Source organism: Pseudonocardia sp. McavD-2-B, assembly GCF_024124365.1.
Lineage (GTDB): Bacteria > Actinomycetota > Actinomycetes > Mycobacteriales > Pseudonocardiaceae > Pseudonocardia > Pseudonocardia alni.
In genome coordinates this window covers 1-16,211 of record NZ_JAMXSG010000124.1, presented here as the reverse complement: position 1 = coordinate 16,211, position 16,211 = coordinate 1, and the positions used below count along the sequence as shown (strand labels likewise).

Sequence of the window (16,211 nt, the reverse complement as noted above, 5' to 3'; positions counted from 1 at the left end):
GCTGGTTCGGGGGGCCGGCCGCCTGACCGGGTGCGTGCCCCGGCGGGCGGACCGCCGGGGCACGCCCGGCTCAGTTGCCGACGCCGTCGAGCAGCCAGTGGTAGCGCAGCCGCAGCGCGCGTTCGGTGCTGGCCAGGGCGGCCGCGACACCGAGCGCGATGTTGAGCCAGATCGGCAGGTGGACCGGCGACTCGAACACCCCGACCGCCGCCGCGACCGGCGGGATCCGGCTGAGCGGCTCCAGCAGCTGCAGCAGGTTCAGCCCGACGCCGACGACCAGCGCCACCACCGAGACGACGCCGAGCACGCGGCTGAGCGAGGGGTGCTCGCGCTCCAGGCGGGCCCGGCGGCCCTCCGCCGAGCGCGGGTCCGGGACGAGCTGCCGGACCGCACCGGCGGCGGTGACGTACCGGCAGCGCTTCACCCCGAACGCGCTCGTCGCGACCTCGATGGCGCCGCCCTCGACCGGGACGACGGCCGGTACCCGCGACGACGCGTGGTGCCGCCCGTCGCGATACACCTGCGCGACGACCTGCCCGGTCTCCCCGCTGCCCTGGTGGCGCACGTCGACGGAGTACCGCACCGGCCGCCCGTCGGCGCCGGTCAGGTCCAGGTGCAGCAGGGCGCGCCCCAGGAACAGCTGCCACCACCGGAAACGCTTCAGCGGGCTGCCGTCGCCCGGCCTCACCCGTCGGACGGCGCGGTGTCGTCGCCACTCGGTCAGCATCCGGTCCCCCCGAACCCGCGTCCTGACCAGCACACTGTATTGGTCCGTTCGGCGGCACGCTAACACGGTGTACTAGTACGCTGCCAGGGGTGGACGAGACGCAGCGTCGGAGGCTCGGCAGCCGGGACCGGGTGCTCCTGGCCGCGATGGAGCTGTTCGGCCAGGACCCGGGGACCCGGCTGAGCGTGCGCGCGGTCGCCGCGCGGGCCGGGGTCAGCACCGGCTCGCTGCGCCACCACTTCCCGACCCAGCGGGCGCTGCAGGACGAGGTCCTGACCCGCGTCTACGACCTCGTCGCCCCCGACGACGCCATCCACGACACCGCGGTGCCGGCCCGGGACAGGCTCGCCGCCTGCCTGCGAGAGGTGCTGAACCGCACAGGGGTCGGGGAGCAGGCGCGCCGGGCGCTGCGGACCGCGGTCGACACCTTCGTCGTACCCGAGCCGACCGAGGAGCTCCGGAGGGCCTACCTCGCCATCGAGCGCGAGGTGCGGCGCCGGGTCGAGTACTGGCTGACGACCCTGGTCGACGAGGGCGCGCTCGCCCCGGGCGACAACGCCCGGCGGGCACGGTTCCTCATGACCGTGGTCGACGGGCTCGGCATGGAACGGGCACTGCCCGCCGCTGACCCGATCCTGCGGACCGAGACCGAGACGCTGTACCTGGCCGTGGACGCCGTCCTGGGCGACCCGGGCGGCGGGATCCGGGACGACGGCCGGTCCTGATCACGCGCCCCGCCCCGGGCACGTGCGTCACGCCGGGACCCGCTCCAGGAAGCGCCGCAGGTGGCCGGCGACGACGTCGAGGTGGCTCTCGAGCAGGAAGTGGCCGCCGTCCACCAGGTGCACCTCGACGTCCCGGGCGTCGCGGGCGAACGCCCGCGCCCCGTCCGGTCCGAAGATCTCGTCGTTGCGCCCCCACACCGCCAGCACCGGGACCCCGCTGCTGCGCAGGAACCCGTGCAGGCGCGGGTAGAGCGGGCGGTTGGTGCGGTAGTCGCGGAACAGTGCGAGCTGGACCGCGTCGTTGCCGTCCCGGGAGACCAGCGCGTGGTCGTGGTGCCAGGTGTCCGGGTCCACCGTCCCCGGGTCGGGCACGCCGTGCAGGTACTGCCACCGGATGGCGTCGAGGTCGAGGGCGGCGCGGACGGCGGGCTCGGTCCGCGGGCCGGGCGCGTCGCCGTAGGCCCAGACGTCGGTCCAGAACGACTCGACGAAGCCGTCCTCGTAGCCGTTGCCGTTCTGGGTGACGATCGCGGTGATCCGCTCCGGGTGGGCGAGCGCGAGCCGCCAGCCGATCGGTGCGCCGTAGTCCTGGACGTAGAGGGCGTAGCGGTCGACACCCAGCAGCGCGAGCAGCCCGTCGGTGATGCCGGCGAGCGCGTCGAAGGTGTAGTCGAACTCCGCCGCGGGCGGAGCCGCGGAGTACCCGAAGCCGAGGTGGTCCGGCGCGATCACGTGGTGGTCGCCGGCCAGCAGCGGGATCAGGTGCCGGAACATCGACGAGCTGGCCGGGTAGCCGTGCAGCAGGACGATCGTGGGTGCGTCGGCGGGGCCGGCCTCCCGGTAGAAGATCTCGTGTCCGTCGACGGTCGCGGTCCGGTGGTGGACGAGCGGCACGACTAACTCCTTCACGCGATTGATCTGGTTAGACCTCCTCACGGAAGCACGTTCGCGTGTAACCTGTCAAAGGACTCGATGCGGTTAGGAGACGGCGTGGACCTGCTGCTGGACCTGCTCAACAGCAGACCCCTGGTCGACGGTGTGGAGCGCGACGTCCTCCGCGACCCCGCCTCCGCGCGCCGCTGGGCGCGGGAGCACGGCGGCGACGGCGGCCCGGAGGAGCTGACGGTGTTGCGCGACGCGCGGGACGCCCTGACCCGGGTCGCCCGGGGCGGCGCCGACCCGGGCGTCGCGCTGGCCCCGCTCCTCGACGGCGTGCACCGGACGCCGGAGTTCACCGACGGGCGGCTGACCTGGCGGACCGTCTCCCCGCCGCACGCCCGGCTCGCCGTCGAGGCCGTCCTGGCCTGGGCAGCCGTCGAGGAGGAGCTGCCCGGCCGGCTGCGCCCCTGCGCGAACGACGCGTGCCGGCTGTTCCTGCTCGACCGCAGCCGCGCGAACCGCGCCCGGTGGTGCTCGATGGCGGTCTGCGGGAACCGCGCCAAGGCGCGCCGGCACTACGAACGGACCCGCTGAGGCACCCTCAGCCGGACCCCTCCACCAGGGCGGTCACCCGGATCTCGACCCGCATGGCGGCGAGCCCGAGCACGGTGACGCCGGTCTGGGTCCAGACCGGGGCCCGCCCGCCGAGCCGGCTGCGGAACTCCCGGACCATGATCCGGTTGTGCTCGTCGCCGATGACGTCGGACCCGGGCGCGACCTTGTGGTACGAGTTCACGTGCACGACGTCGGCCCAGGTCGCGCCCGCCTCGGCGAGCGTGCGCCCGACGTTGTCGAACGCCCGCACGATCTCCTGCTCCAGGTCCTCGGCGACGACCAGGTCGTCGTCCCAGCCACCCTGGCCCGAGGTCTCCACCCGGTTGCCGATCCGGACCGCCTGGCTGTATCCGAGCAGATCGCGGGCGGTCACACCGTAGCCCGGCGCGACGTGGAAGGTGGCGGTCTCGCGCTCGATGACTTCATGCATGAATTCAATCTACAAGTCATGGCTTCACGTGTAAAGTACGCTCCGACACCCACGGACGGGAGCAACGGGCGATGACGGACCGGGCGACACCGGAGGCCGGCGGTGACGGGCCGACGTGGCTCGACAGCGGGGAGAAGGCCGCGTGGACGGGCCTGGTCTCGCTGATCATGCTGCTGCCCGGCCGGCTGGAGGTACCGCTGCAGCAGGCACACGGCCTGACGCTGTTCGAGTACCTGACGCTCAGCCACCTGTCCGAGGCGCCGGGGCGCAGGCTGCGGATGAGCGAGCTCGCCTTCCTGACGAACGGCTCGCTGTCCCGGCTGTCCAACGTGGTCAAACGACTGGAGGGCCGCGGCTGGATGCACCGCTCCCCCGACCCCGACGACGGCCGCTACACCCTCGCCGCCCTCACCGACGCCGGGTTCGACGTCGTGCACGCCGCGGCGCCGACCCATCTGCGCGCGGTGCGTGCCCTCGTCCTCGACCGGCTCGACGCGGCGGACCGGGCGGCGCTGAGCCGGATCGCCGTCGCGCTGGGGGTGCAGGACCTCCCGCCGTCCTGAGCCGGCGCGACGGGACGGCGCGGTCAGCCGTCGCCGAGGACCCGGCGGCCCAGCACGTGGCGGGCGTCGGCGTCCCCTCGTCCCCGAGCCGCGACCGTAGCGGCGGCCCGTACTCACCACGTTTCCGATCCGGATCCCGCGGAGCGGAAGAGGATGCGCCTCCGGTTCGTTGACGGAGAGGTCACCATGTCGATCGTGAGGTGCTGTCATGCCGCTACCGCTGCCGTTGTCGATCCTGGACCTGGCCACCGTCGCCCGGGGTGAGACCGTCGCCCAGGGCCTGGAGGCCAGCACCCTGCTGGCGCAACGCGCCGAGGAGTGGGGGTTCCGCCGGATCTGGTACGCCGAGCACCACAACATGGGCTCGATCGCGTCGGCGGCGACGAGCGTGCTCATCGCCCACGTCGCCGCGCACACCGAGCGCATCACGCTCGGCTCCGGCGGCGTGATGCTGCCGAACCACTCGCCGCTGCAGATCGCCGAGCAGTTCGGCACCCTCGCCGAACTACACCCCGGCCGCATCGAGCTGGGGCTCGGCCGCGCGCCCGGCACCGACCAGGCGACCGTCGCGGCGCTGCGGCGGGACCCGCGCGCGTCGGAGACCTTCCCGCAGGACGTACAGGAGCTGCAGGCGTTCCTCGGGACCACCAGCCTGGTCCCGGGCGTCGAGGCCCACCCGGGCCGCGGCACCGGGGTCCCGCTGACGATCCTGGGGTCCTCCCTCTACGGCGCCCAGGTCGCAGCCGCGCTGGGACTGCCCTACGGCTTCGCCTCGCACTTCGCGCCGGACGCCCTGGAGCAGGCCGTGGCGCTCTACCGCCGGGAGTTCCGGCCGTCGGAGCAGCTGTCCGCCCCGCACGTCCTGGCCGGGGTGAACGTCATCGCCGCCGACTCCGACGACGAGGCACAGCAGATCCAGCGTGAGGTGCAGCGGTCCCGGGTCCGGCTGTTCACCGGCCGTCGCGGGGCCTCGCTCACCGACGCCGAGGCCGACGCCGTCCTCGACAGCGCCTCGGGCGGGCAGATCCGGTCGATGACCCGCTACACCGCGGTCGGGACACCGGATACCGTCACCGCGTACCTGGAGGACTTCGCCGCCCACGCCGACGCCGACGAGCTGATCGTCACCGGCCCGGCGCCGCGCCGGGAGAGCTGGTGGCGCAGCTGGGAGCTGCTGGCGACGAAGGTCCAGAACACGAGCTGACGACGACGTCAGCGGGGCGGCGGGCCGACGCTGTCGCGGGACACCAGCACCGGGGCGATCTTCCGGTGCACCGCCTGCGACACGTCCGGTCCGGCCTCGTGGTTCAGCAGCAGGTCGAGCGCCTCGCGGGCGACGGCCTCGAAGTCCGCGCGCAGGCTGGTCAGCGGCGGGATGAGGTGCGCCGAGACGGGCACGTCGTCGAACCCGACGACGCTGACGTCCCCGGGAATGCTCCGGCCGCGGTCGTGGAAGGCGTGGAGCAGGCCGGTGGCCAGCGCGTCGTTCGCGGCGAACACCGCGGTCACCTCGGGCATCCGGGCCATCAGCTCGCCCGCCCGGTACCCGGCGTCCGCGCTCCAGTCCGCGGCCATCACCGGGGGCACCTCGGCCCCGGCCGCGTGCAGTGCCGCGACCCAGCCGGCCGCGCGGCCCGCCGCGTCGAACCAGTCGGTGGGGCCCGCGACGTGCCAGACGGTCGCGTGCCCCGCGGCCAGCAGGTGCTCGGTCGCGATCCGGCCGCCCTCCACCTGGTCGACCGTGGCCATCGGCAGCTGCTGGTCGGGATCGCCGTCGACGGTGACGAGCGGGACGTCACGCGGCACGGTGTCGAGCGCCTCGGCCACCGACGCCACCGGCGCGATCACGACGATCCCCGCGACCTGCCCGTCGAGGTGGCGCTGGACGGCCTGGCGCACCGACCCGCCGTCGATCTCGCGCACCCGCACGACGCTCACGCCGAACCCGGCGCCGACCGCCTGTTCCTCGAACGCGGCGAGCAGCGACACCGGGCCGAACAGGGTGGACCGCGGCGCGACGACGCCGAGCACCCGGTCGCGGCCGGTCACCAGGGTGCGGGCGGCACGGTTCGGCCGGTAGCCGAGCTCCTCGATCGCGGTCCGGACCCGCACCCGGGTGCTCTCCCGGACGTTCGGGTGTGCGTTCAGGACGCGGGAGACCGTCTGGTGCGAGACACCGGCACGACGGGCCACGTCGAACATCGACGGTGCCCGCTGCGGCCTCGGTCCCGGCTCCATCGCGATCCCCACGCCCCTCCCCCTCCGATCGGTGCAGCGTAGCCGTCCGTGATCATCCCCTACGGAGGGCGATCACACCCGCTCAGGCGTCGCCACGGGCGCGCCGCTTGTTCCAGACGTCGAACGCGACGGCGAACAGCAGCACGAGTCCCTTCACGACCGACTGCACGGACTGGTCGACGCCCATGAGCTGCATCCCGTTGCTCATCACGGCCATGATCAGGCCGCCGACCAGCGCGCCCACCACGGTCCCGACCCCGCCGGTCACCGCGGCACCGCCGATGAACGCGGCGGCGATCGCGTCGAGCTCGAACATGTTCCCGGCCGCGGGCTGGGCGCCGTTGGAGCGTGCGGAGTAGATGACACCGGCCACCCCGGCCAGGAAGCCCATGTTCACGAAGATCCAGAACGTGACGGCCTTGACCTTCACCCCCGACAGCCGGGCCGCGGCCGCGTTGCCGCCCAGGGCGTAGACGTGCCGGCCGAACACGGTGCGCCGGGTGAGCAGCCCGTAGGCGAGCACCAGAACCGACAGGACGACCAGCACCACGGGCAGCCCGCGGGAGGAGGCGAGCTGCCAGGCGAACGCCATGACGACCAGCCCGACGAGTGCGATCCGGCAGGCGAACAGCGGGAAGGACTCGACCTGTTGCAGGTCGAGCACCTTGGCGACCCGGCTGCGGTAGGCGAGCACCGCGTACCCGGCCACGCCGAGTGCGCCGATCAGGACGGTGAAGGCGTCGTAGCCCTGGCCGCCGATGAGCCCGTTGAGGAAGCCGCCCGCGATCTGCTGGTAGCCCGCCGGGAACGGCGACAGGGAGATGTTGCCCAGTACCTGCAGGGTCAGGCCGCGGAACAGCAGCATCCCGGCCAGGGTGACGATGAAGGCGGGGATGCCGACGTAGGCCACCCAGAACCCGTGCCAGACACCGACCAGCACCCCGACGCCGACGGCCGCGACGACGCCGACCCACCACGGCAGGCCGCCGCCGATCACCAGGACCGCGGCCACCGCACCGGTCAGCGCGACCACCGACCCCACCGAGAGGTCGATGTGGCCACCCACGATGACGATCACCATCCCGATCGCGAGGACCAGGATGTAGGAGTACTGCAGGACGATGTTGGTGATGTTCCCCGGGCTCAGCGAGACGCCTCCGGTGAGCACCGCGAACAGCGCGACGATCGCCACGAAGGCGATCACGATTCCGCTCTGGCGGACGTTGCCGGCGAGCAGCCGGCGCAGGTTGCTCGTCCCGGAGTGCAGGGCTGCCGCGCCGGCGCCGGGACGCTCGTCGGAGGAGGGGTCCTTCTTCGGGAGGGTGCTGGTCATGCGGAGCTCTCCGCCTCCTGGGTCATGAGGGTCATCAGGCCCTCCTGGGTGGCCTCGGCGACCGGCACCTCACCGGTGATCCGGCCGGCCGACAGGGTGTAGACGCGGTCGCAGATCCCCAGGAGCTCGGGCAGCTCGGAGGAGATCACCAGGACCGCCTTGCCGGCCTCCACGAGCCGGTTGATGATCACGTAGATCTCGTAGCGGGCACCCACGTCGATCCCGCGGGTCGGTTCGTCGAGGATCAGCACGTCGGGCTCGGTGAACAGCCACTTGGCCAGCACGACCTTCTGCTGGTTGCCGCCGGACAGGGTGCCCACCCCGACGCTCGTGCTCGCGGCCCGGATCCCGAGGTCGCGCCGGTAGGTCTCGGCGACGCGCAGCTCGGCGTCGCCGTCGACCCAGCCGCGGCGGGAGAGCCGGGGCAGTCCCGCACCGGACACGTTGCGCCGGATGTCGTCGATCAGGTTCAGGCCGAAGTGCTTGCGGTCCTCGGTGACGTAGGCCAGCCCGGCCTCGATCGCCTCGGGCACCGAGCGGGCACGGACCTCGCGCCCCCCGACCTCCAGGGTGCCGCTGACCTCGCGGCCCCAGGACCGCCCGAACACGCTCATCGCGAGCTCGGTGCGGCCCGCGCCCATCAGCCCGGCGATCCCGACGACCTCTCCGGCCCGCACCGACAGCGACGCGGCGTCGACGACCTTGCGGTCCTGGGTCGGGTGCCAGACCGTCCAGTCGGTGATCCGCAGCAGCTCCTCCCCCGGGCTGCTCACCCGGTCCGGGTAGAAGGAGGTCAGGTCGCGGCCGACCATCCCGCGGATGATCCGGTTCCGCGGGGCGGGCTCGTCGGCGACGGTGAACGTCTCGACGGTGCGGCCGTCCCGGATGACGGTGGTGCGGTCGGCGATGGAGACGATCTCGTCGAGCTTGTGCGAGATGATGATCGAGGTGATGCCGTCGTCGCGGAAGCGCCGGATCAGCTCGAGCAGGTGCGCGGAGTCGGTGTCGTTCAGCGCGGCGGTCGGCTCGTCGAGGATGAGCAGCCGGACGTCCTTGGTCATCGCCTTGACGATCTCGACGAGCTGCTGCTTGCCGACACCGAGCCGGCCCACCGGCGTCGCGGGGTTCTCCGTGAGCCCCACCTCGCGGAGCAGACGGGCGGCCTCGGCGTGCGTGCGCCGCCAGTCGACCAGTCCCAGCCGGCCGCGCCGCTCGTTGCCCAGGAACACGTTCTCGGCGATCGACAGGTGCGGCACCAGCGCGAGCTCCTGGTGGATGATCACGACGCCGTCGGCCTCGGAGTCGCGGATCCCGGTGAACCGGGCGGGCCGGCCGTCCAGCACGACCTCGCCGTCGTAGGTGCCTGCGGGATGCACCCCGGAGAGCACCTTCATCAGCGTCGACTTCCCGGCGCCGTTCTCGCCGCAGATCGCGTGGATCTCGCCGCGGCACACGGCGAGCGAGACCTCCGACAGCGCGGTCACCCCCGGGAAGGTCTTGGTGATGGCGCGCATCTCGAGGATGGTGTCCGGCGGGTCGCCGCCGGGATCGTGGTCGGTCACGTCGTCCTCCGTCACGGAAGGGGTGGGGCCGGTCGCGGGACTCAGCCCTGGCGGCCGCGGGCGACGTCCTCGGCCGTGTAGTAGCCCGAGTCGACCAGGACCGGCGCGATGTCGGCCTTGAACACCGTCCGGACCGGCAGCAGGTAGGACGGGACGACCTTCACCCCGTTGTCGTAGGTGGTGGTGTCGTTGGCCTCGGGGGTGCCCCCGTCGAGGAACGCCTTCGCGGCGACGACCGCCTGCTCGGCCAGCTGACGGGTGTCCTTGAAGACCGTGGAGCTCTGCACCCCGTCGTCGATCAGCTTGACCGAGGCGATCTCGGCGTCCTGGCCGGTGACGGTCGGCATCGGCTTGGCCGGGGTGCCGAAGCCCGCGTTCTGCAGGGCGGTGAGGACACCGCGGGAGATGCCGTCGTAGGGCGAGAGGACGCCGTCGGGGCTGCTGCCGTCGTTGTAGGAGGAGGTGAGCAGGTCCTCCATCCGCTTCTGCGCGGTCTCCTGCGCCCACCGCAGCGTGGCGGCCTGCTCGATGGTGGTCTGACCGCTCTTCACCCGGACCGTGCCGTCGTCGATCAGCGGCTTCAGCACCGACATGGCGCCGTCGAAGAAGTAGAAGGCGTTGTTGTCGTCCAGCGAGCCGGCGAACAGCTCGACGACGACCGGGCCGCGCTCCGGGCCGGGCGACCCGTCGGCGTTCTGCAGACCCATGCCGCGCAGCAGCGCGTTCGCCTGTGCCACCCCGACCTGGAAGTTGTCGAAGGTGACGTAGAAGTCGACGTTCGGGCTCTCCCGGATCAGCCGGTCGTAGGCGACCACGGGGATGCCGGCGTCCTTGGCCGCCTGCAGCTGCCCGGACAGGGCGGTCCCGTCGATGGCCGCGACGAGCAGGAGGTCGGCCCCGCTGGTGACCATCTGGTCGATCTGCTGGGACTGGGTGGGGATGTCGTCGTTCGCGTACTGCAGGTCCACCTGGTAGCCGGCGGCCGTGAGCTGGTCGCGGACGGCATTGCCGTCGGCGATCCACCGCTCGGAGGTCTGGGTCGGCATGGAGACCCCGACCGTCAGGTCGCCGGGTGCCTCCCCGGCCCCCGCGCCGCCACCTCCCCCGGCGCCCTCGCCGCCGCAGGCGGCCAGACCCAGTACCAGCAGGGCACCGACGGCGACGGTGCGCATCCTCGTGAACACAGGCGATCTCCTCGTCGAGACGGCAGCGGGCGGGACGCGCCCGATCGGGAACTGAACCCGGAAATGTGAACGTTAACCACACCGTCGTCGCCACGGAAGTGGCGTTACCCGTCCGTTATGCGCCGCGTCCTTCCGTCCCGAGCCGGCCCGACGATCCCCGATCACCGCACTTTCTCACCCGACGGCGACCGCGGAGTGAGCGTGCACCGTCGTGAACGGTTCGCAGGGTTCGCTCGTCCGGGGACCATTGAGGCCATATGCTGTTAGCGATAACATCCGGCCGCCGACCGGTCTCCGGTCGGCCGCGTTCGTGACCCGAGGAAGTGCTCATGATCCGACCACCGGTCGACCCCACCGACGCCCTCGTGGTGGGCGTCGACTTCGGGACGCTGTCCGGACGGGCGGCCGTCGTCCGTGCCGCCGACGGGGCCGAGCTCGGCACCGCCGTCCACGCCTACACCCACGCCGTCGTCACCGACGCCCTGCCGGGCCGGCCGGACCTGCGCCTGCCGCCGGACTGGGCGCTGCAGGTGCCGTCGGACTACGTCGACGTCCTGCGCCGCGCCGTCCCCGAGGCGGTCGCCGCCGCCGGGGTGGACCCGGCGCGGGTGGTCGGCATCGCCACCGACTTCACCGCCTGCACCATGGTCCCGACCCTGCGCGACGGCACCCCGCTGAACGAGGTGCCCGACCTCGCCGACGAGCCCCACGCGTACACCAAGCTCTGGCGCCACCACGCCGCCCAGCCGCAGGCCCACCGCATCAACGCCCTCGCCGCCGAACGCGGCGAGAGCTGGCTCCCCCGCTACGGCGGGTTCATCTCCTCGGAGTGGGAGTTCGCGAAGGGTCTGCAGATCCTGGAGGAGGCCCCCGCGGTCTACGCCAGGACCGAGCGCTGGGTCGAGGCCGCGGACTGGATCGTCTGGCAGCTGTGCGGCCGCTACGTCCGCAACGCCTGCTCGGCCGGCTACAAGGGGATCCTGCAGGACGGCGCCTACCCCGGCCGCGACTTCCTCGCTGCGCTGAACCCGGCCTTCGCCGGGTTCGCCGAGACCAAGGTCGCCCACGAGATCGGTGAGCTGGGCGCCGTCGCCGGGACGCTGACCGCCGAGGCGGCAGGCTGGACCGGGCTGCCCGAGGGGATCGCGGTCGCCGTCGGCAACGTCGACGCCCACGTCACCGCCGCCGCGGCGAACGCCGTCCGGCCCGGGCAGATGGTCGCGATCATGGGGACCAGCACCTGCCACGTCATGAGCTCCGACGTGCTGCGCGAGGTGCCCGGGATGTGCGGTGTCGTCGACGGCGGCATCGTCTCCGGGCTCTGGGGCTACGAGGCCGGGCAGAGCGGCGTCGGCGACATCTTCGGCTGGTTCGTCGAGCACGGCGTGCCGCCCGCCCACCACGAGGCCGCCCGGGCGCGCGGGCTCGGCATCCACGAGTACCTCACCGAGCTGGCCGCCGGGCAGGCGGTCGGCGAGCACGGGCTCGTCGCGCTGGACTGGCACTCGGGCAACCGGTCGGTGCTGGTGGACCACGAGCTGTCCGGCGTCGTCGTCGGGCAGACCCTCGCGACCCGGCCCGAGGACACCTACCGGGCGCTGCTGGAGGCCACCGCGTTCGGCACCCGGATGATCGTGGAGACCTTCGCGGCCTCCGGCGTCCCGGTGACCGAGCTGATCGTCTCCGGCGGGCTCACCCGCAACGCCCTGCTCATGCAGATCTACGCCGACGTGACCCGGCTGCCGCTCACCGTCGTCGAGACCGGGCAGGGCCCGGCCCTGGGCTCGGCGATCCACGCGGCCGTCGCCGCGGGGGTCCACCCCGACATGCCCACCGCGGCCGCCGCGATGGGCCGCGTCCGGGAGGGCGCACACCTGCCCGACGAGGAGTCGGCGAAGTCCTACGACGCCCTGTTCGCCGAGTACACCCGCCTGCACGACCACTTCGGCCGGGGCGGCGACGACGTGATGCACCGCCTGCGCGCGATCCGCCGCGAGGCGCGCGCCCAGCGAGAAGGAGACCTCGACGCATGACCGACACCCTGGCCTCCCCCGGCGTCGCCGCCACCGTGGCGCGGCTGCGCGAGCAGGTGTGCGCGCTGCACGCCGAGCTCGTCCGCTACGGGCTGGTCGTCTGGACGGCGGGCAACGTCTCGGCCCGCGTCCCCGGCCACGACCTGATGGTCATCAAGCCCAGCGGGGTCTCCTACGACGACCTGACCCCGCAGACCATGGTGCTGTGCGACCTGCACGGCACCCCCGTCGAGGGCGACCTGACGCCGTCGTCGGACACCGCGGCGCACGCCCACGTCTACCGGGCCATGCCCGGGGTCGGCGGCGTGGTGCACACCCACTCCACCTACGCCAGCGCATGGGCGGCGCGCGCCGAGCCGATCCCGTGCGTGCTCACCGCGATGAGCGACGAATTCGGCGGGGACATCCCCATCGGTCCGTTCTCGCTGATCGGCGACGAGTCGATCGGCCGCGGCGTCGTCGAGACACTGGCCGGCAGCCGCTCCCCCGCCGTGATCATGCAGAACCACGGCGTGTTCACCATCGGTGCCGACGCCCGTGCCGCGGTGAAGGCCGCGGTGATGTGCGAGGACGTCGCCCGCACCGTGCACCTCGCCCGCCAGCTCGGCGACACCGTGCCCATCCCCCAGGCCGAGATCGACAGCCTCTGGGACCGCTACCAGAACGTCTACGGGCAGCGTTGAGCGCCGCCGCACCCCGCAGGAGGGACGTCCGATGAGTGGCTCGCTGCTCGACAGCTACGAGGTCTGGTTCCTGACCGGGAGCCAGGGCCTCTACGGCGAGGAGACCCTCGCCCAGGTCGCCGACCAGTCGAAGGTCGTCGCCGACCGGCTCGACACCGCCGACGAGGTACCGGTGCGGGTGGTGTGGAAGCCCGTCCTCACCGACGCCGACGCCATCCGGCGGATCTGCCTGGAGGCCAACGCCGACGACCGCTGCCTCGGCGTCATCACCTGGATGCACACCTTCTCCCCGGCGAAGATGTGGATCCCCGGGCTCGAGGCCCTGACCCGCCCGCTGCTGCACCTGCACACCCAGGCCGGTGTCGACCTCCCCTGGTCGGAGATCGACATGGACTTCATGAACCTCAACCAGGCCGCGCACGGCGACCGCGAGTTCGGCTACGTCCAGACCCGGCTCGGCCTGGCCCGCAAGACCGTCGCCGGGCACGTCTCCGACCCGGTGCTCCGGGACCGCATCGGGACCTGGACCCGTGCGGCCGCCGGTGCCGCCGAGCTGCGCTCGCTGCGGCTGGTCCGGTTCGGCGACTCCATGCGCGACGTCGCCGTGACCGACGGCGACCGGGTCGAGGCCACCCGGGTCTTCGGGATGTCGGTGCAGACCTACGGCGTGAACGACCTCGTCGCCGTCGTCGACCAGGTCCCCGACACCGACGTCGACAAGCTCGTCGCCGAGTACGCCGAGGTCTACGCCGTCGTCCCCGAACTGCTCCCCGACGGCGACCGGCACGAGGCGCTCCGCTACGGCGCGCGGGTCGAGATCGGGCTGCGCTCGTTCCTGGAGGCGTCGGGCGCGCAGGCGTTCACCACGAACTTCGAGGACCTCGGCGGACTGCGCCAGCTCCCCGGTCTCGCGGTGCAGCGCATGATGGCCGACGGCTACGGCTTCGGCGCCGAGGGCGACTGGAAGACCGCGGCGATGCTCCGCGCGGTGAAGGTCGTCGCCACCGGGCTGCCCGGCGGCACGTCGTTCATGGAGGACTACACCTACCACCTGCGGCCCGGCCGCGAACGCATCCTCGGGGCGCACATGCTGGAGGTCTGCCCGAGCATCACCGGGTCCCGGCCGTCGCTGGAGATCCACCCGCTGGGCATCGGCGGGCGCGAGGACCCGGTCCGGCTGCGGTTCACCGCCGACCCGGGCCCGGGCGTGGTGCTCGGCATCTGCGACCTCGGAGAGCGGTTCCGGCTGGTCAGCAACGACGTCGAGGTCGTCGACCCGGACGAGCCCATGCCGAGGCTGCCGGTGGCGACGGCGACCTGGGTCCCGGAGCCGTCGCTGGCCACCTCGGCCGAGTGCTGGCTGATGGCGGGCGGCCCGCACCACACGGTGCTGTCGACCGCCGTCGGCGTCGAGGCCCTGGACGACCTGGCCGAGATCGTCGGGACCGAGCTGGTGCACATCGGCGACACCACGAGCCCGCGGACCTTCCTGCACGAGCTGCGGTGGAACAACGCCTACCACCGGCTCGCGCGGGGCTTCTGAGCTCCGCTCCCCGGCCACGGTGCCGGCCGCCTCCGACGGGTGGCCGGCACCGTGGTCCAGGACGGGGACGCGCCTCGCCCACGGCAGGTGGGGACGGCTCGCTTCCGACGCGAGCCGGCGCGCGATCGGTCACCTACCGGCGGCCGGGTCACTGCCTGCGCCCGGGGGTGCGGAACCTCAGGTCGCCCGCCACGTCGAGCCGCGCGAGCTCGGCACGGGAGGTGACGCCGAGCTTGGGGTAGACGCTGCCCAGGTGGTGCCCGACCGTGCGGTGGCTGATCAGCAGCCGGGCCGCGATCTCCCGGTTGGTGAGCCCCTCGGCGGCCAGCTGGGCGACCCGCAGCTCCTGGGCGGTGAGCCCGGCTCCGGCCGGTTCGTGCCGTGCCCCGGACTGCGCGGCCAGGCCCAGCTCCCGCACCGCCCGTGCCCGCAGCGGCGCCGCGCCGAGGCGGGCGAAGGTCTCGGCCGCCCCGGTGAGTTCGTGCCGGGCGTCGGCGCGCCGGCGGACCCGCCGCAGCCACTCGCCGTAGAGCAGCCGGGTGCGGGCCTGCTCGAACGGATCCGGGACGGTACCCGCGCCGTCGAGCGCAGCCCGGTACGCGGCCTCCGTGTCCGGGCCGCCGGCGGCGAGGGCACGGAGACGGTGGGCGGCGGTACGGGCCCAGTGGGCGCCGGTCCGCCGGGCCCACGTCTCGACGGCCACCAGCCGGGCCGCGGCCGTCTCCGTACGGCCCTCCTGCGTCGCGGCCTCGGCGGTGTCCGGGGCGGCGAGCAGCGCGAACGTGGGGTGGGCGGCCTCGTGGCCGGGCTCGCCGAGCGGCATCAGGTGGTGCAGGGCGTCGCGGGGCCTGCCCTCGAACAGCGCGGCCCGGCCCCGCACCCAGTACGCCGACGCGGTGAGCGCGCGCACCCCCTGCCGGACCGAGACGGCCAGCGCCCGGGTGGTGTGGCCGTCCAGTCCGGGGGCGTCGCCGCGGGCCGCGGCCAGGTTGGCCAGACAGAGCCGGCACTGGCTCGCCACGTGGTCCGCCCCGACCTCCTCGGCCAGCCGCAGGCCCTCGGTGGCCCCGGCCTCGGCCGTCTCCCACCGGCCCGCCGCGACGTCGAGGACCGCGCTCTGCGCGAGGACCATCGCGAGCGCGGCGAGCTCGTGCCGCCGCCGCAGCTGCGCGGCCTGCATCCGCAGCACGTCGTGCAGGGGCCCCTCGACCCCGCAGGCCTGGGCCAGCGGCACGGGCGGCAGCAGCTCCCACGGCACGGTCCCGAGCAGGCCGACGGTGGCGGCGTCCGTGGCCGGGAGCGGCCCGGCGGCCCGGCCGGTCCCGTCGTAGCAGGCCCACCAGGACCGCAGCGTCGGCATGACCGGTGCCGGCTCGCCGGCGGGGTCGAGGGCGAGCAGCCGCGCCAGCGCCGTCTGCTGCAGGTCCGGGCGGCCCGCCGACCAGGCCGCGCGGGCCGCCACCGTGCCCAGCTCCATCGCCGTGCGCGTCCCGTCGACGACGGCCATGTCCCCCACCAGGTAGTGGTGGGCGCGCTCGGAGAGGCCGACGGTGAACTCGAGGATCCCGCGCAGCCCGCCGCTGCACCGCACGACGGGTTCCACCCCGCCCAGGCGCTCGGCGTCGTCGAGCAGCCGCCGGGCCCCCTCGGCGTCGCCGGCGTCCCAGGCGGCGCGGGCGGCGAGCGCCAGCCGGCG

The 16,211-nt window shown here is 73.5% G+C and carries 15 protein-coding genes; 7 read left to right on the top strand and 8 right to left on the bottom strand.

Annotated features, from left to right (window positions below; all coding sequences use genetic code 11):
* Positions 1-70: 70 nt before the first annotated feature.
* The gene (locus tag NH602_RS17110; protein WP_253068325.1) at positions 71-688 is read right to left on the bottom strand and encodes a hypothetical protein; all 618 of its coding nucleotides are present in this window, start codon (positions 686-688) and stop codon (positions 71-73) included.
* Between the two features lie 128 nt (positions 689-816).
* Here NH602_RS17110 and NH602_RS17105 point away from each other — a divergent pair, with 128 nt between their 5' ends.
* Positions 817-1,452 carry a TetR/AcrR family transcriptional regulator gene (locus NH602_RS17105; RefSeq protein ID WP_253068324.1) on the top strand — a complete coding sequence of 212 codons (636 nt, stop codon included), beginning with the start codon at positions 817-819 and terminating at the stop codon, positions 1,450-1,452.
* Between the two features lie 27 nt (positions 1,453-1,479).
* Here NH602_RS17105 and NH602_RS17100 read toward each other — a convergent pair whose 3' ends face one another.
* Positions 1,480-2,346, bottom strand: a complete 867-nt coding sequence (locus NH602_RS17100) for an alpha/beta fold hydrolase (RefSeq protein WP_253068323.1) — start codon at positions 2,344-2,346, stop codon at positions 1,480-1,482.
* Between the two features lie 96 nt (positions 2,347-2,442).
* Between NH602_RS17100 and NH602_RS17095 the strand changes: the two genes are divergently transcribed.
* On the top strand, positions 2,443-2,925 hold the full coding sequence (locus NH602_RS17095; protein WP_179760026.1) for a CGNR zinc finger domain-containing protein: 483 nt from the start codon (positions 2,443-2,445) through the stop codon (positions 2,923-2,925).
* A gap of 7 nt (positions 2,926-2,932) precedes the next feature.
* On the opposite strand, the gene NH602_RS17090 is transcribed toward NH602_RS17095, so the two are convergent.
* The gene (locus tag NH602_RS17090) at positions 2,933-3,376 is read right to left on the bottom strand and encodes a Rid family hydrolase (protein ID WP_253068322.1); all 444 of its coding nucleotides are present in this window, start codon (positions 3,374-3,376) and stop codon (positions 2,933-2,935) included.
* A gap of 71 nt (positions 3,377-3,447) precedes the next feature.
* Between NH602_RS17090 and NH602_RS17085 the strand changes: the two genes are divergently transcribed.
* Together NH602_RS17085 and NH602_RS17080 are read left to right on the top strand one after the other, a co-directional pair.
* Complete coding sequence (locus tag NH602_RS17085; protein WP_253068321.1) at positions 3,448-3,939, top strand: MarR family winged helix-turn-helix transcriptional regulator; 492 nt, start codon at positions 3,448-3,450, stop codon at positions 3,937-3,939.
* A gap of 208 nt (positions 3,940-4,147) precedes the next feature.
* Positions 4,148-5,143 (top strand): LLM class flavin-dependent oxidoreductase, encoded by a 996-nt coding sequence (locus tag NH602_RS17080; RefSeq protein WP_073575103.1) that lies wholly within the window; start codon positions 4,148-4,150, stop codon positions 5,141-5,143.
* Between the two features lie 8 nt (positions 5,144-5,151).
* On the opposite strand, the gene NH602_RS17075 is transcribed toward NH602_RS17080, so the two are convergent.
* The 4 genes from NH602_RS17075 to chvE all read right to left on the bottom strand — a co-directional run bounded on the left by NH602_RS17075 (position 5,152) and on the right by chvE (position 10,244).
* On the bottom strand, positions 5,152-6,189 hold the full coding sequence (locus tag NH602_RS17075) for a LacI family DNA-binding transcriptional regulator (RefSeq protein ID WP_253068320.1): 1,038 nt from the start codon (positions 6,187-6,189) through the stop codon (positions 5,152-5,154).
* 70 nt (positions 6,190-6,259) lie between these two features.
* Complete coding sequence (gene mmsB / locus NH602_RS17070; protein WP_073575104.1) at positions 6,260-7,510, bottom strand: multiple monosaccharide ABC transporter permease; 1,251 nt, start codon at positions 7,508-7,510, stop codon at positions 6,260-6,262.
* Positions 7,507-9,024: a sugar ABC transporter ATP-binding protein gene (locus NH602_RS17065; RefSeq protein WP_253068326.1), complete on the bottom strand. Its 1,518-nt coding sequence runs from the start codon at positions 9,022-9,024 to the stop codon at positions 7,507-7,509. Before NH602_RS17065 ends, mmsB begins: the two co-directional genes overlap by 4 nt.
* Before the next feature lie 89 nt (positions 9,025-9,113).
* Positions 9,114-10,244, bottom strand: a complete 1,131-nt coding sequence (gene chvE / locus NH602_RS17060) for a multiple monosaccharide ABC transporter substrate-binding protein (RefSeq protein ID WP_062402894.1) — start codon at positions 10,242-10,244, stop codon at positions 9,114-9,116.
* Between the two features lie 341 nt (positions 10,245-10,585).
* On the opposite strand from chvE, the gene araB reads away from it, so the two are divergent.
* Genes araB through araA form a run of 3 tightly spaced genes read left to right on the top strand, consistent with a single transcriptional unit; the run spans position 10,586 to position 14,515 of the window.
* Entirely contained in the window at positions 10,586-12,289 is a 1,704-nt protein-coding gene (gene araB, locus NH602_RS17055) for a ribulokinase (protein WP_179760030.1), read from the top strand.
* Entirely contained in the window at positions 12,286-12,972 is a 687-nt protein-coding gene (locus tag NH602_RS17050; RefSeq protein WP_073575106.1) for an L-ribulose-5-phosphate 4-epimerase, read from the top strand. The genes araB and NH602_RS17050 overlap by 4 nt, the downstream gene beginning before the upstream one ends.
* A 31-nt stretch (positions 12,973-13,003) precedes the next feature.
* Entirely contained in the window at positions 13,004-14,515 is a 1,512-nt protein-coding gene (araA, locus tag NH602_RS17045; RefSeq protein WP_253068319.1) for an L-arabinose isomerase, read from the top strand.
* A 148-nt stretch (positions 14,516-14,663) separates the two neighbouring features.
* Here the strand turns inward: araA and NH602_RS17040 are convergent.
* A partial coding sequence (locus NH602_RS17040) for a helix-turn-helix transcriptional regulator (RefSeq protein ID WP_253068318.1) occupies positions 14,664-16,211 on the bottom strand: 1,548 nt, incomplete at its 5' end.

Excerpts from the sequence above, each read along its gene's own strand:
- NH602_RS17050 (WP_073575106.1), top strand. The coding sequence starts at position 12,286 with ATGACCGACACCCTGGCCTCCCCCGGCGTCGCCGCCACCGTGGCGCGG.
- NH602_RS17085 (WP_253068321.1), top strand. The coding sequence starts at position 3,448 with ATGACGGACCGGGCGACACCGGAGGCCGGCGGTGACGGGCCGACGTGG.
- NH602_RS17065 (WP_253068326.1), bottom strand. The coding sequence starts at position 9,024 with ATGCGCGCCATCACCAAGACCTTCCCGGGGGTGACCGCGCTGTCGGAG.
- mmsB (WP_073575104.1), bottom strand. The coding sequence starts at position 7,510 with ATGACCAGCACCCTCCCGAAGAAGGACCCCTCCTCCGACGAGCGTCCC.
- araB (WP_179760030.1), top strand. The coding sequence starts at position 10,586 with ATGATCCGACCACCGGTCGACCCCACCGACGCCCTCGTGGTGGGCGTC.
- araA (WP_253068319.1), top strand. The coding sequence starts at position 13,004 with ATGAGTGGCTCGCTGCTCGACAGCTACGAGGTCTGGTTCCTGACCGGG.
- NH602_RS17090 (WP_253068322.1), bottom strand. The coding sequence starts at position 3,376 with ATGCATGAAGTCATCGAGCGCGAGACCGCCACCTTCCACGTCGCGCCG.
- chvE (WP_062402894.1), bottom strand. The coding sequence starts at position 10,244 with ATGCGCACCGTCGCCGTCGGTGCCCTGCTGGTACTGGGTCTGGCCGCC.
- NH602_RS17080 (WP_073575103.1), top strand. The coding sequence starts at position 4,148 with ATGCCGCTACCGCTGCCGTTGTCGATCCTGGACCTGGCCACCGTCGCC.